Below are 14,199 nucleotides of genomic sequence, written 5' to 3'. Positions count from 1 at the left end.
GTCGCTGTGCGGTTGCCCCCTCCCTAACCCTCCCCCGCTCTGCGGGAGAGGGAACTCCGCCGCTTCAACACTTACTCCCTCTCCCGCGAAGCGGGGGAGGGTCGGGGAGGGGGCAACCGCTCCCCAATCACCTTCCTCAGCGCAGCGGTCGGTCGTCGACGATCACGACATAGCAGGTGTGGCGGGTGTATTTGGCGCAGCTGTCCAGGGCGCCGCGGCGGGCGGCGTCCTCGCTGGGCATGCCGGATTTCCAGCCGAAGGCGCCATCCTGCGACACCGCGAAGGCCTTGCGACCGGCCGCGGCGACATAGGCGCCGAACTTGTCGCGGCCGGAGGCCGACAACTCCTTCGGCGGCTCCAGGTTGACGCGGGTGCCGCGCGGCGCCTCCGCCGGGGCGGCGGCATCGGCGCCAGCGCCGGCCGGGCGGTCGTTGAGATAGGCGATGCGGCAGCCCTTCTGGGTGTGCAATGCGCAATTCTCCAGCGCGCCCTTCTGCGCCTCGTCCAGGCTGCGCATGCCGGACTTCCAGCCATAGGCGCCATCGGGCGACACGGCGAAGGCCTTGTTGCCGCCGGCCTCGATGTAGGCGGGGAATTTGGCGCGGTTGGCGGCCGACAGCTCCGACGGCGGGGGAAGCGCCGGCAGCGTCAGCGCCATTGGGGTGTCGCGCAGCACCAGCCCGTTCTTCGCCAGGAACCGGTCGACCATCGGCGTCCATTGCGGGATGGCGGTGCTGAAGAAGCCATGCCCGTCCTTTCCAGTGGGCGGGGCGGCGATGAACTCCGCCCGTCCGCCCTCATGGATGAAGGCCTCCCACAGGCGCCGGGCGAGGTCGGGGCCGAAGAACAGGTCGTTCTCGGCATAGATCCACAGGCTGGGAACGCGCGAGCTGCGGCCCAGCGTGCCGAAGGCGGCGACCAGCCGGTTCTCCTGGCAGACCTCGTTGTCGGCGACGGAGCCGCGTCCGCCGGCGAAGCTGATGGCGGCCTTCAGTCCCGGCGGCGGATCGGCGCTGAGCGCGATGCTGGCCAGCCCGCCGGCCGAGACGCCGACCGCGACGATGCGGCTGGCGTCGGCGAAGGGTTGGGCCGCGACATAGCGGATGGCCTGACGCAGATCCTCGGCGCTCTGGCGGGCGGAATGCAGGTAGTCGGGGTTGCTGCAGGCGCCGGTCGTCTCGCTGTAGGGACCGTCCGATCCGCCATAGCCGCGCCGCATCACCGCCACCACTGCCCAGCCGCGCCGGGCGAACTCGCGGGCTTCCGGCAGATAGCGCAACGGCGTCATCTGCGCCCGGTCTGCCGGGTCGCGCGGCGTGCCGTGGCTGAGAACGGCGATGGGGTAGGGGCCGGGGCCGTCCGGCCGCAGCAGCATCGCCTCCAGCGCGGCGGAGCTGCCGTCGGGGAAGCGCGCGGGGATCGACAGCGCCGTCTGCGTCAGCCCCTCCGCCAGGGCGGGGCCGCAGCACAGCAGCATGAACAGCAGGGGGAGCAGGCGGCGCAAGGTCATGGTCGGCGCAGTCTCCGCGACGGAAAGGGGCTGCGCTCTTGTACGCCAACTTTGGCTTGGCGTCAGGGGGGAGGTGGGTGGAGTGTCGGCTGACGATGCCCCCTCCCTAACCCTCCCCCGCTACGCGGGAGAGGGGACTGCCGCCGCTCCGCGCTCGACTCTCTCTACCGCCGAAGGCGGGGGAGGGAAGGGGCCCATGCGTCAGCATGGGAAGGGAGGGGGCCGTGCCTCCTCCTTACTCCACCCCCTGCCGGGCCACGCGCAGCGCCTCGGCCAGCACCTCCGCGTCGCCGATGTGGTTGGCGAGCAGCAGGATCAGCTTGGCGTTCAGGCGGGTGCTCTGGTCGGGGGTCAGGTCGCGGTGGCTGTCGATCAGCAGCTGGTACACGTCGTCCGGGCTGGCGAAACGCTGCTCGGTCATCAGTTTGGCCATGGGAAGACTCCACGAGTTCGAATATCAGCGGCCGGTGGCGCGGTTCAGCGCGGCGGACAGGGCCGCGGCGTCGAAGCGGCGCCAGCGGGCGGCGATGTGCTGGTCGGGGCGGATCAGATAGACGCTGCCCGGCGTCAGGTCGTAGCGTTCGCGCAGGCGGCCGGCGCTGTCGACCAGTTCCCCGGCGATGCCGCGGCGTCGCTCGGTCACCGCGTGCCATGCCAGCGGCAGTGGCCCGGCGGCGAGACTGTCCAGCGCCTCTGCCACCTCCGCCGGGACCGGCCCGTCACCGGCGGCGTAGAGCACGGTGAAGCGGCCGTCCAGCGCCTCCATCAGCCAGCCGGCATGGCCGTCACGCTCCACCGGCGCGTCGGTGGCGGGGGCGCCCGGCACCATCTTGCCGGCGAAGGCGTCGCCGTCTGGCGTGTTCAGCGGGCTGTCGGTGTAGGTAGTGGGGGTGGACAGGCGGCCGGAATTGACCAGCGAGCGGGCGAAGGGCTGGTCGACGGCAAGCTCCAGCACCGCGTCGCGGAAGACGCGGCTCATCTCGCTCTTCGGCGTGATGAAGTCGGTGGAGCGGGTGGAGTTCAGGATGTTCTCCTTGGCCGCCGCCACCCGTTCGTCGCTGTAGCTGTCCAGCAGCGAGTCCGGCGCCTTGCCGTCCAGCACCAGCGCCAGCTTCCACACCAGATTGTCGGCGTCGGGCACGCCGCTGTTGGCGCCGCGCGCGCCGAAGGGCGAGACCTGATGGGCACTGTCGCCGGCGAACAGGATGCGGCCATGGCGGAACCGCTCCAGCCGGCGGCATTGGAAGGTGTAGACCGACACCCACTCCAGTTCGAACGGCGTGTCGGCGCCCAGCATCGCCTGGACGCGGGGGATGACGCGCTCCGGCTTCTTCTCCTCCTCCGGGTCGGCGTCCCAACCCAGTTGGAAGTCGAGGCGCCAGACATTGTCGGGCTGCATGTGCAGCAGGGCCGACTGCTTGCGGTGGAAGGGCGGGTCGAACCAGAACCAGCGTTCCGCCGGGAAATCGGCCTTCATCACCACGTCGGCGATCAGGAAGCGGTCCTTGAACACCTCGCCCTGGAACTCCAGCCCCAGCATCTTGCGCACCGACGACTTGGCCCCGTCGCAGGCGATGACCCAATCGGCCTCCACCGCATGGACGCCGTCGGGCGTCTCCACCTGCAGAACGACATGGTCGGCCTCCTGCTTGGCCGAGATGACGCGCGACAGCCAGCGCAGGTCGATCAACTCGCTTTTCTGGGCTTCAGCGACCAGGAAATCCTCCAGGTAATATTGCTGGAGGTTGATGAAGGCGGGAATCTTGTGGTCCGGCTCCGGCAGCAGGTCGAACTGGTAGACCATGCTGTCGCCGTTGAAGACCTTGCCGATCTTCCACACCACGCCCTTGTCGATCATGCGCTGGCCGACGCCCAGCCGGTCCCACACCTCCAGCGCGCGCTTGGCATAGCAGACGGCGCGGCTGCCGACGCTGACGGTGTCCTCGGCGTCGAGCACCACAACCGGCACGCCCTTGCGCGCGAAGTCGAGCGCCGCGGTCAACCCGACCGGGCCGGCGCCGATGACCACCACCGGATGACGCCGGACGGTGCCGGTGCGCTGTTCCTCAGAGGGTGTGAAGCTGTATTTCGGATAGCTGAAAGTCGCGTGCATTGGGCGTTTCCTCCCCCGGAAACCATGACAGGACGCGTTGGCGGCCCGGCCGCGGAGCGGCCGGCTTTCTGGCGATTTGTTATTGTTGCCAACGATACAGTTGCATTTGATACCAATCAAGCCTTCGCTACATCATCGGCGGGACTGCCGGTGAAGCGATACAGACATGCTCACTATGACGGAAAATCAGTATCGCGTACAGCGTGCGGCGGTGTAGCCTTGCGGCAAAAGACCGAATAGAGACACCGAGGAATGCCGACTATGTCCGCCCCCACCTTGCCGCGCCCGACCGTCTACGCCATCGACGGCGTGATTCCCGTCATCGACCCGACCGCCTTCGTTCATCCCTCCGCCGTGCTGATCGGCGACGTGGTGGTTGGGCCGGGCTGCTATGTCGGTCCCTGCGCCAGCCTGCGCGGCGATTTCGGCCGGATCGTGCTGCAGCGGGGCAGCAATGTGCAGGACAACTGCACGATCCACGCCTTCCCCGGCCATGACGCCATCGTCGAGGAGGACGGGCATGTCGGCCATGGTGCCGTGCTGCACGGCTGCATCGTCCGCCGCAACGCGCTGGTCGGCATGAATGTGGTGGTGATGGACGGCGCGGAGATCGGCGAGGAGTCGATCGTCGCCGCCATGGCCTTCGTCAAGGCCGGTTTCGTCGTGCCGCCGCGCACGCTGGTGGCCGGCCTGCCGGCCAAGGTGATGCGCGAGCTGCGGCCCGACGAAGTCGCCTGGAAGTCGGAAGGGACGGAGGAATACCAGCGCCTCGCCCGCCGCTCGCTCGCCACCATGGTCGCCTGCGCCCCCCTGGAGGCGGAGGAACCCGGCCGGGGCCGCGTCGATGCCGGCACCAGCCAGCCGCTGCACAAGGTGAAAGGGGGGTGAGCGGCTTTACTCGTCCACCGGCTCCGCCTGCGCTGTAACCGGCGCCGGGCGGGCGGCGAGTTGGTCGGCGCGGGCCTGCAGCCTGGACAGCAGCGTATCGAGTTGCGCCCGCTCGTCGATCGACAGGGCGTCGGTGACCTCTTCCTCATAGGTCAGGGCCATCGGCACGATCTCGGCATAGATCGCCAGGGCCTTGGGTGTCAGGGTCAGCAGGGCCTTGCGCCGGTCGGTGTCGCCCGATTCGCGCAGGATCAGCGCCGAATCGAGCATGCGGCTGATGGCACGGCTGACCTGCACCTTGTCCATCGCGGTGCGCTGCGCGATCTCTCCCGCGCTCATCGTTTCGCCGCCGCCCAGCACGGCGATGATCCGCCATTCCGGGATCGTGATGCCGAACCGCTTCTCGTACAGCTTGGCCAGCGTGTGGCTGACCGTGTTGGCCAGAACCGACAGCCGGTAGGGCAGGAAGCGCGTCAGGTGCAGCGCCGGCATGTCGGCCGGCGCGGCTGCCGATTTGGCAGTGGTTTTGAAGGATGCGGTGCTGGAACGGCGGGCGGGCGGCATCGGCGGGCGTCGTCTGTGATGAGGGGCGCGGGTGGCCCCATCCTGCGCTGTAATTTGGCTCTTGCAACAGTTTCAAACGAAACTAAAATGGCCGCAACGGAACAAGCCTGCCGGTGTCCGTCGCGGACTTGATCGGCGGCAGCGAGGGGAAGCGCCATGAAGAACTGGATTTCGTTTCCGAAGGTCGAGGGCATCGCGTCACGTCAGGCCCATGTCCGGCTTCCCGCCGGCACCTACGAGCGCGAGATGGGGCGCGAGGGCTTCTTCGGCCCGGCGACCCAGATGCACCATGCCCATCCGCCGACCGGCTGGACCAGCTTCGACGGGCCGCTGCGCCCGCGCGCCTTCGACCTGAACCATGTCGATTCCATGCCCGGCCAAAAAATTCCAGATTGCCCGCTGGAGGCGCCGGCCCTGATGGGCAACGGGGCGACACAGGTGCGGCTGTGGCGCTTCAAGGGCAAGATGGACCATCTGGCCCGCAACGCCGACGGCGACGACCTGCTGTTCTTCCACCAGGGCGGCGGTCACCTGTTCTGCGACTACGGCCATCTGGAGGTGCGCGAGGGCGATTATGTCGTGCTGCCGCGCAACACCTGCTGGCGGCTGGAAACCGACGAGGCGGTGATGGTGCTGATGGTGGAGGCCACCAACGACGCCTACAAGCTGCCGCACAAGGGGCTGGTCGGCACCCACGCCATCTTCGACCCGGCGGTGCTGGACGTCCCGGCGCTGGACGACGCCTTCCAGGCACAGAAGCACGAGCGCGAAACCCTGGTCCGGGTCAAGAAGCGCGGGCAGATTTGCGCCATGACCTATCCGTTCAACCCGCTGGACGCGGTGGGCTGGCACGGCGATCTGGCGCCGGTGCGGCTGAACTGGCGCGACATCCGGCCGCTGATGAGTCACCGCTACCACCTGCCGCCCTCGGCGCACAGCACCTGGATATCCTCCCGCTTCATCATCTGCACCTTCGTGCCGCGGCCCATCGAATCGGACCCGGAGGCGCTGAAGCTGCCCTATTATCACTCCAACGACGATTTCGACGAGGTGCTGTTCTATCACCGCGGCCAGTTCTTCTCGCGCGACAACATCCATCCCGGCATGGTCACCTACCATCCCTCGGGCTTCCCGCATGGGCCGCACCCGAAGGCCTACGAGGTGGCGCAGAAGTTCGAGCGCAAGGAGACCGACGAGGTCGCGGTGATGATCGACACCCGCGATCCGCTGGACGTTTATCAGGCGATGGAAGGCGTCGAGTGGGGCGGCTACGCCGACAGCTGGAAGGCGAAATGAGCGGCCATAAGGTCGCCGGACGCTGATATTTCAGGAAGGGAAGAGACGAATGAAGCTGGCAAGTTTGAAGGCGAGCGGGCGTGACGGCACCCTGGTCGTGGTGTCGCGCGACCTGACCCGCGCCACCCCGGTGCCGGAGATCGCCCGTACCCTGCAGGCGGCGTTGGACGATTGGACGGCGCTGGCGCCAAAGCTGGAGGAGGCCTATCGCGCACTGAATGCCGATCCGGCGGCGGGCCAGCCTTTCGACCCGGCCGAGGCGGCCTCGCCGCTGCCGCGCGCCTACCAGTGGGCGGACGGATCGGCCTACGTCAACCATGTCGAGTTGGTTCGCAAGGCGCGCGGGGCGGAGATGCCGCCCAGCTTCTGGACCGATCCGCTGATGTATCAGGGCTGTTCCGACAGCTTCCTGGCGCCGACCGACCCAATCCCGGCGGCGACCGAGGCCTGGGGCATCGATTTCGAGGCGGAGATCGCCGTCATCACCGGCGACGTGCCGATGGGCGTTTCGGCCGAGGCGGCGCGCGGTCAGATCCGGCTGCTGATGCTGGTCAACGACGTGTCCTTGCGCAACCTGATCCCGGCGGAGCTGGGCAAGGGCTTCGGCTTCTTCCAGTCCAAGCCGGCCTCCAGCTTCTCCCCCGTCGCGGTGACGCCGGACGAGCTGGGCGATGCCTGGGACGGCGGCAAGCTGCACCGGCCGCTGGTGACGACGCTCAACGGCGAAGCCTTCGGCAAGCCGGATGCCGGGGTCGACATGACCTTCGACTTCCCGACGCTGATCGCCCATGCCGCCAAGACCCGCCATCTGGCGGCCGGCAGCATCATCGGCTCGGGCACGGTGTCGAACAAGCTGGACGGCGGCCCGGGCAAGCCGGTCGCGGCCGGGGGCGTCGGCTATTCCTGTCTCGCCGAGCTGCGGATGATCGAGACCATTGAGCACGGCGCGCCGCAGACTCCCTTCATGCGCTTCGGCGACCGCGTGCGGATCGAGCTGTTCGACACGGACGGCGCCAGCGTGTTCGGTGCCATCGACCAGCAGGTGGTGCGGTACGAGGGGGCTTGAGGCGGCAGCGGTCAGGTCTGCAGCCCGGTCTGCAGGTTGAGATGAGGGCGTCGGCGGGGTGTGCAAGCAATCCGCAGGCGCCCCTTTCGCACTTGCGGCAATTCGTCTCGTTGTTGGCATCGCGATCCATAGTTGTCCAGATAATTGAACGGCTTGTCATTGAATCGCAAAAACCGGCATGTCAGCCGGTTATTATCGAATATAAGGTGGCCCCCTGTTCCCCATGTGGTGCCGCCTTTCCGTTCATCCCGGATTTTTGGGCGGACCGGACAACGGTGTCGCGATGAAGGCCAATTTCAGGACGAAGATCATCATCGGTGTGGCCGCCGTGCTGGCGGTGGGGGCGGTGGCGGTTACGGCGGTGTCGCTGGTTCTGACGCGCGACGCCGCGCACAATGCGGCCGTGCTGCTGGCCGCCGAGACGGCCGACCGCCACGGCGCCCGGGTGGCCGCCGATTTGTCCACCGCCCTGAACGCTGCCCGCGCCACCGCGGCGCTGGTGGAGGTGGAGCGCTCTACCGGAAGCCCGCGGCGCGAAACGGTGAACCGCTATCTGCGCCGGACGGCGGAAGCCAATCCGCTCTATGCCGGTGTGTGGGTGGACATGGCCGACGACGGATTCGACGGACGCGACCGGGAAATCGCCGCCCACGACCGGACGACCGAGATCCTCGGGCTGCCGAAGACCGGGCGGATGAGCCTGCTGTGGCTGCCGGGGGACAAAGGGGTCCAGGCCGACGATAGCGAAGGCTATCCCTTCTCCGACGTGCAGGAGAAGGAGTATTACAAGGCGGCGGCCACCGCGCGGAAAGCGGTGCTGACCGAACCCTATCTCGACGATTTCACCAAGCGGCTGATGACCAGCGCCGCCGCCCCGGTGATGGATGGCAAGGACGGGCGCGTCATCGGCGTGGCCGGCGTCGATATGGCGCTGACCGGCCTGACCGATCTGGTGCGCGCGGTGAAACCTTATGACGACGGTTATGCCGCGGTGCTGACCGGCTCCGGTCTTTATGTCGCCCACCCCGACGGCGCCCGGCTGTCCAAGCCCGACGACGATCTGCCGGAAGCCGCCCGCCGGGCCGTGGCCGAAGGGCGGGCCTTCGACGGGATCGTGCAGCTGAACGGCGCGCCGCATTATCTGCGGCTGGCGCCGATCCGTTTCGCCGGCGCCGACGGCGTCTGGTCCTTCATGGTGGCGGCGCCGCAGTCCAGCGTGATGGCCGACGCCAACCGGCTGACCCTGCTGACCGTGCTGGTCAGCCTGGGCTGCGTCGCGCTCGGCTGTCTGGTGGCGTGGAAGGTCGGTGACGGCATCGCCCGTCCGGTGGCGTCGCTGACCGGGGCGATGACCCGGCTGGCCGCCGGCGATCTGGAAACGTCGGTGCCCGGTGCCGACCGCGACGACGAGGCCGGCGGCATGGCCCGCGCGGTCGAGGTGTTCAAGGAGGGCTTGGTCCGCGCCCGCGAACTGGACCGCCAGCAGAAGGCCGACTGGCAGGCCAAGGAGGCCCGCGCCGCGGCGCTCGCCGATCTGCAGAAAGGCTTCGAGGAACGGGTCGGCGGACTGACCGGCGCGCTGGCGTCGGCCGCCCAGCAGCTGGAATCGACCGCGCGTGGCCTGACCGGCATCGCCGACCAGAGCCTGGGCCGGTCGGAGCAGGTGGCGGCTTCCGCCCGCGCCGCCGCGGAGAATGTGCAGACCGCCGCCGCCGCGACGGAGGAACTGTCGGCTTCCGTTCAGGACATCGGCCGGCAGGTCGGGGAATCCGCCCGCATCGCCGACGCGGCGGTGACCGACGTCCGACGGGCCGACGAGGCCGTCGTCGTGCTGGCGGAAAGCGCCGAGCGGATCGGTGCCGTGGTGGAACTCATCAACTCCATCGCCGGCCAGACCAACCTGCTGGCGCTGAACGCCACCATCGAAGCGGCGCGCGCGGGGGAGGCGGGCAAGGGATTCGCCGTGGTGGCTTCGGAGGTCAAGAACCTCGCGAACCAGACCGCCAAGGCGACCGAGGACATTGTCGGCCAGATCAAGGGCATCCGCGACGCCACGCAGGAGGCGGTCACCGCCGTCCAGGGCATCAGCGAAACCATCGCCCAGGTCAGCCGCATCGCGTCCGGCATCGCCGCGGCGGTGGACCAGCAGGCGGCGGCGACCCAGGAGATCGCCCGCAGCGTGATCCAGGCCGCCGACGGGGCGCAGGAGGTCAGCGGCGGCATGGGTGACATCCGGGCCGGTGCCGGGGAGACCGGGGCGGCGGCCGATCAGCTTCTCGCCGCCGCCGCCGCGCTTGCCGGCCAGTCGAAGGACCTGAGCCGCGAGATCGACGGCTTCATCGCCGGCGTCCACAGGGCGTGAGGCCGGCCCGTCCGTCTCAGCCGACCGCCATCAGCCGGTCGGCAGGCAGCGTCTCCGGGATGTGCTGCGAGACGTAGCCTTCGCTGTGGATCTGATCGTCCCTGGCGCCGAGCGCACGGGCGGCGGCGATGCAGGATTCGACGAAGGCGGGGCTGCCGGCGGTGAAGATGGCGTGGCCGGACAGATCGGGGAACATGTCCGGCAGGATGGTGGGGATGCGGCCCTTCAGATGATTGGGTGCATCCTCGCGCGTCAGGGTCACCTTGACCTTGAAGTTGCGGTATTTGGCCTGCCAGTAGCTGAGCAGCCCCAACTCGTACACGTCGGCCTGGGTGCAGGCGGAGAACAGCAGCGTCACCGGCGGGCGGTAGCCGCGGCGCAGCGCCGCGTCGGTCAGCGCCAGGATGGGGGCGAGGCCGGAGCCGGCAGCCATGCACAGCACCGGACTGTCCACCGACGGGTCGCCGATGAACGTGCCGTAGGGTCCGGACAGCTTCACCATGCTGCCGACGGTCAGCGTGTCGTGGATCCAGCCGCTGGTCGGGCCGCCATCGACCCGGGTCACCTGCAGCACGATCTCGCCGTCCGGACGGGGCGCGTTGGCGATGGAATAGCAGCGCGGCGGTGCGCCGGCCGATGCGTCGCCCAACATCACATACTGGCCCGGCCAGTAGCGCAGCGGCTGACCCAGCGGGCGCAGGCGCAGTTCCACGATGCGGGGCGTGCGCGGGATGCGGTCGGTGACGATGAACAGCACGTTCTCGCGCGGCGGGAACAGCTTGGGCTGGGCGTCGGCGGTGCCGTATTCGATCACCAGTTCGTCGGAGATCGGCTTGGCCATGCACATCAGGCCATAGCCGTCCTTCCGCTCGGACTGGGACAGCGCCATGTCCAGAACCATGCCCTGGTCGAACTGGCCGCTGAGGACCTTGACCTTGCATTCGCCGCAGGCGCCGGCGCGGCAGTTGTTGGGCAGGGCGTAGCCGGCCTGTTCCAGCGCCGACAGGACGGTCTCGCCGTCACGGCACTCGACCGTGCGGCCCGAGGGGTGGAGGCGGATGCGGCTCACCGGGGGGATCCTTGGGCGGGGGGAAGAGCGGAGACGTGATGCCCCCTCCCTAACCCTCCCCCTCTTCGAGGGAGAGGGGACTGCCGCCGCCTCGCAAGCTCTTCCCTCTCCCGCTGAAAGCGGGGGAGGGAGGGGCCCGCGGCGTAGCCGTGGGAGGGAGGGGGCCGCGAGGACGTGCCTCAGAACACCGGGATGATTTCGTCCATGTCGACGTCCCGGACTTCCTCGCCGGTGATGCCGACCTCCGGGATCGCCGGGAACGGGATGTTGTAGCGGTCCAGCACACCCTTCAGATTCAGCATGGCGTTGCGCCAGTTCTCCTTCTTCGCCTCGTAATCCGGGATGTGGAAACCGGCGTTGCGGGCGATGGCCTCGGCCTCGCGCTGGGTGGCGATGAAGTCTTCGGGCAGGTCCCAGAACTGGGGCGGCGGCTCGAACAGGACGGCGGACAGGAACAGGTAGCCGGCGCGGATCTGCTTGGTGATGATCGACCGGTCCTCCACCGCCAGATGGGGATAGTCGCGCTCCATCACCGACATGCAGATCGCCATGTGGCGGCCCTCGTCGCGGCCGATGTTGCGGAAGGCCTCCTTGAACACCGGCTCGCTGCAACCGGCCGCCATCTGGTGGAAGATGGTCGCCGCCGCGATCTCGCCCATCAGGAAGGAGCTGAACAGAACGGCCAGCGAGTATTTCGGAACCGCCTTCTTGTAGCCGTCCCAATAGCGCCCGCCGTTGTAGTACAGCCAGTGCGCGTTCTTCTGCAGCCGGCGGCCGAGGTCGGTCTTCGGCTCGTAGGTCAGCGGGCTGGTGGCCTCCAGCAGCTTGGTGATCGCCAGACCGCACATCTGCTCGTGGTTCTGCTCGTCGCGGGTGACGGAGAAGAAGCAGCGGCGGACAGGGTCCTCCTCATGCACCTCGTAGGTCTTGATCAGGGCATGGGCGAACACCGGCGGCGCGGAGGCGTCGAACACCGACAGGATGGTCCACCAATAGGCGATGGCCTCCCGCTCCTCCCAGCTGTAGCGCGACACGTCGAAGCTGTCCCAGGGCAGCTTGGCCGGGTCCCAGTTCTCGCGCTGGGCAGCGGCATAGACCTCTTCCAGCTTCTTGGTCTGCGACACCCAGGACAGCGGATAGACGTTCGGCTGCGGCGTGGCGGGGGGGAGCTCCATCGTGTTGGCGATGGGGGTGTAGTCCTTGGACATGGGGGCGTTTCCTCCGGGGGCATTCCGCGGGCGCTCACATTACCACTGGCGCCCTGTGGTCTTTATATGACACAGAATTTTTCAGCCATCAACGGCATCTGTATCACTTAAGCCGGCCTGGAAAATCCGCCAACCTCTTGATTTGAAAACAGAATGCTTGCGAGTGCGCCGAATTGATCCAGATCAATTCGTTCGCAAAACGGAGTTTATCCGATCGTGTGGTATCGAAAGGCTGGACCCCGCCGGGGTCAGGCGGCTTCGAAACAGGGGATGTTGCCGCGCACCAGATCGCGTGTCGCGGCATCGACGTCGGCGGCGATGCAGGCGTGCATGTAGGCCCGCGCCAGGACGTCCAGCGCGAAATCGGCATCGTGCGACCGACGGCGGAACTCCTCGGTCCGCACGGGGGAGCCGAACACCGCCTGCCAGAAGGTCGGGGTGTCGAGCGGGCCGAAATTCATCGCCCAGAAGCCGAAATTGGGCTGCCCGACCGTGGCTTCGCGCAGCAGCAGCTCGACATTGCTGTGGCGCGTGTCGGCGGCGATGTGGGCGAAAAGCGTCTCCACCACATCCGGTTCGCCTTCCAGCACCTGCAGGAAGATGCCCTCGAACTCCACCAGGAAACCGGTGATGCCCAACTCGCGGTTCTTGCGGGCGCTGAACAGGCAGATGTCGGCAAGGGCGCTGTAGGGCAGCCGGTCGACGGCCTCGCTGCGGTAGACGATGGTCAGCATGGGCGGTGTCCCGGGAACGGTTGGATCGGACGGCTGCGATCCCAGCTTACCGCGATGTCTTGCATTTTATGTATGAACTTTAGGCCGAAGGAGCGGCTTCCACGGGCACCCTTTGTCGCAGATCGCTGGTCAACCCGCCGGTATGGTCTCCAACCCACCGAACCGGCCGTGGAAGGCGGGCTGGGCATCGGGCAGCGGTCCGTTGGCGGTGGTCGCCGCCTGCATCAGGAAGGATTCCGACGGGCCGGCGAGGCGGCGGTAGAGGTTGCGGGTCAGCATCCGCGATTCCTGGCCCGGCCAGTCCGCCGGCAGCAGGTCGGGCGGCAGCATCGGGTCGCGCAGCAGGATGCGGCGGAAATCATGGATCATCAGCGTGCGCAGAACGAAGCAGGCGGCGGGGTCCGGCGCCTCGGCGGCGTCGATCGCCGCCCAGACCGGACGGAAGTGATCCAGGAACGCCGCATAGTCGTGTTCGAGTTGGTCGATGTCCCAGCAGCCGCGCACCAGATCGCGCAGCGCGCCGAACCCTTCCGTCCGGTCCAGGCTGGCCTTCATGTGGACGATCTTGTCGGCGACCCCCAACTCGGCCAGCGAGCGGTGCATCGCCGCCTCGTCGCAGTTGGGATGGGCGTAGACGGTGGCCGACGCGGTGCCGAAGCCCTGCCAGGTCAGTTCCCGCCGCAAAGCGTCGCGCGTCTCGGCGTCCAGCGCGTTGGGCGGCACCATCAGCAGGTCCCATCCGCGGTCCCACTCGCGGGCCAGCGGCGCGTAGATCCGCCGTTCCGCCGCGGCGAAGCGCTCCTTCCCGCTGTCGGTGACGCGATAGAAGCTGCGGCGGCCGATCTGGGTGTTGGTCAGCCAGTCGTCCTTGCACAGACGGAAGACCGAGGTGCGGACGATCCGTTCGCTCATGCCGAACAGCCCCATCAGCTCGATCAGGCTGCCCAGCCACAGCGACCCGCCATGCGGCAGCACCGCGTCGCCATAGACGGTGATGATCAGCGACTTCGCGCGCGGCGCGATCGCTTCGGTCAACTGGGCGGCAAGGTCTTCGGGGCGGCGCGGGCGGGCCATGCGGGTGGGGTGTCCTTATCGATACGGCTTGTGATGCGGATGGACCGGAGTGAGGCGGCGCGATGGAATTGTATACGAAACCTGATGCCGGTTGGGCCAGTGCCCCGACAGCGTGGATGAACTGGCGGGCGGCCGATAGGAGGCAATCCGGACTTTCCGTTTGACAATCAATAACGTGATACACTAGGTTGGCGTCTCAAAGTAATTTTGTGTCATAAAACGAAATGACGATCTGCCGGCCAGAAGCGGGAAGGATCGCAAAGGGGAGGGGAAGGAGGCCGCAACATCCGTATTTCGATTGTGGTTGCGGGAACT

At 67.9% G+C, this 14,199-nt stretch carries 12 protein-coding genes; 4 read left to right on the top strand and 8 right to left on the bottom strand.

Going from position 1 to position 14,199, the window contains the following annotated elements; translation table 11 throughout:
• Positions 1-136: 136 nt before the first annotated feature.
• From M5E06_RS10215 to M5E06_RS10205, 3 genes are all read right to left on the bottom strand, one after another.
• The gene (locus M5E06_RS10215) at positions 137-1,510 is read right to left on the bottom strand and encodes an alpha/beta fold hydrolase (protein WP_252138071.1); all 1,374 of its coding nucleotides are present in this window, start codon (positions 1,508-1,510) and stop codon (positions 137-139) included.
• Positions 1,511-1,745: 235 nt separating this feature from the next.
• Positions 1,746-1,943 (bottom strand): DUF2783 domain-containing protein, encoded by a 198-nt coding sequence (locus M5E06_RS10210; RefSeq protein WP_014248756.1) that lies wholly within the window; start codon positions 1,941-1,943, stop codon positions 1,746-1,748.
• Between the two features lie 24 nt (positions 1,944-1,967).
• The gene (locus M5E06_RS10205) at positions 1,968-3,623 is read right to left on the bottom strand and encodes an FAD-dependent oxidoreductase (RefSeq protein ID WP_252138070.1); all 1,656 of its coding nucleotides are present in this window, start codon (positions 3,621-3,623) and stop codon (positions 1,968-1,970) included.
• A 261-nt stretch (positions 3,624-3,884) separates the two neighbouring features.
• Between M5E06_RS10205 and M5E06_RS10200 the strand changes: the two genes are divergently transcribed.
• The gene (locus tag M5E06_RS10200; RefSeq protein ID WP_252138069.1) at positions 3,885-4,511 is read left to right on the top strand and encodes an acyltransferase; all 627 of its coding nucleotides are present in this window, start codon (positions 3,885-3,887) and stop codon (positions 4,509-4,511) included.
• 6 nt (positions 4,512-4,517) lie between these two features.
• Here M5E06_RS10200 and M5E06_RS10195 read toward each other — a convergent pair whose 3' ends face one another.
• A complete protein-coding gene (locus tag M5E06_RS10195) occupies positions 4,518-5,075 on the bottom strand; it encodes a MarR family winged helix-turn-helix transcriptional regulator (RefSeq protein WP_252138068.1) in 558 nt (185 codons plus the stop codon).
• A gap of 156 nt (positions 5,076-5,231) precedes the next feature.
• On the opposite strand from M5E06_RS10195, the gene M5E06_RS10190 reads away from it, so the two are divergent.
• The 3 genes from M5E06_RS10190 (at position 5,232) to M5E06_RS10180 (ending at position 9,799) form a co-directional block, all read left to right on the top strand.
• Positions 5,232-6,371, top strand: a complete 1,140-nt coding sequence (locus M5E06_RS10190) for a homogentisate 1,2-dioxygenase (RefSeq protein WP_252138067.1) — start codon at positions 5,232-5,234, stop codon at positions 6,369-6,371.
• Positions 6,372-6,420: 49 nt separating this feature from the next.
• The gene (locus M5E06_RS10185; protein WP_252138066.1) at positions 6,421-7,437 is read left to right on the top strand and encodes a fumarylacetoacetate hydrolase family protein; all 1,017 of its coding nucleotides are present in this window, start codon (positions 6,421-6,423) and stop codon (positions 7,435-7,437) included.
• Positions 7,438-7,720: 283 nt separating this feature from the next.
• The gene (locus M5E06_RS10180; RefSeq protein WP_252138065.1) at positions 7,721-9,799 is read left to right on the top strand and encodes a methyl-accepting chemotaxis protein; all 2,079 of its coding nucleotides are present in this window, start codon (positions 7,721-7,723) and stop codon (positions 9,797-9,799) included.
• A gap of 16 nt (positions 9,800-9,815) precedes the next feature.
• Here the strand turns inward: M5E06_RS10180 and M5E06_RS10175 are convergent, their stop codons facing one another.
• From M5E06_RS10175 to paaX, 4 genes are all read right to left on the bottom strand, one after another.
• Positions 9,816-10,868 (bottom strand): 2Fe-2S iron-sulfur cluster-binding protein, encoded by a 1,053-nt coding sequence (locus M5E06_RS10175; RefSeq protein ID WP_252138064.1) that lies wholly within the window; start codon positions 10,866-10,868, stop codon positions 9,816-9,818.
• Between the two features lie 179 nt (positions 10,869-11,047).
• Positions 11,048-12,076 (bottom strand): hypothetical protein, encoded by a 1,029-nt coding sequence (locus tag M5E06_RS10170; RefSeq protein WP_252138063.1) that lies wholly within the window; start codon positions 12,074-12,076, stop codon positions 11,048-11,050.
• Positions 12,077-12,324: 248 nt separating this feature from the next.
• Entirely contained in the window at positions 12,325-12,810 is a 486-nt protein-coding gene (locus M5E06_RS10165; RefSeq protein ID WP_252138062.1) for a BLUF domain-containing protein, read from the bottom strand.
• A 129-nt stretch (positions 12,811-12,939) separates the two neighbouring features.
• Positions 12,940-13,884 carry a phenylacetic acid degradation operon negative regulatory protein PaaX gene (gene paaX, locus M5E06_RS10160; RefSeq protein WP_252138061.1) on the bottom strand — a complete coding sequence of 315 codons (945 nt, stop codon included), beginning with the start codon at positions 13,882-13,884 and terminating at the stop codon, positions 12,940-12,942.
• Between the last annotated feature and the right edge of the window lie 315 nt (positions 13,885-14,199).

Origin of the sequence: Azospirillum sp. A1-3 (assembly GCF_023806445.1) — a bacterium.
In the GTDB taxonomy this organism is placed as follows: domain Bacteria; phylum Pseudomonadota; class Alphaproteobacteria; order Azospirillales; family Azospirillaceae; genus Azospirillum.
Note: the sequence above shows the minus strand (reverse complement) of the source record. Positions and strands in the feature narration are given on the sequence as shown.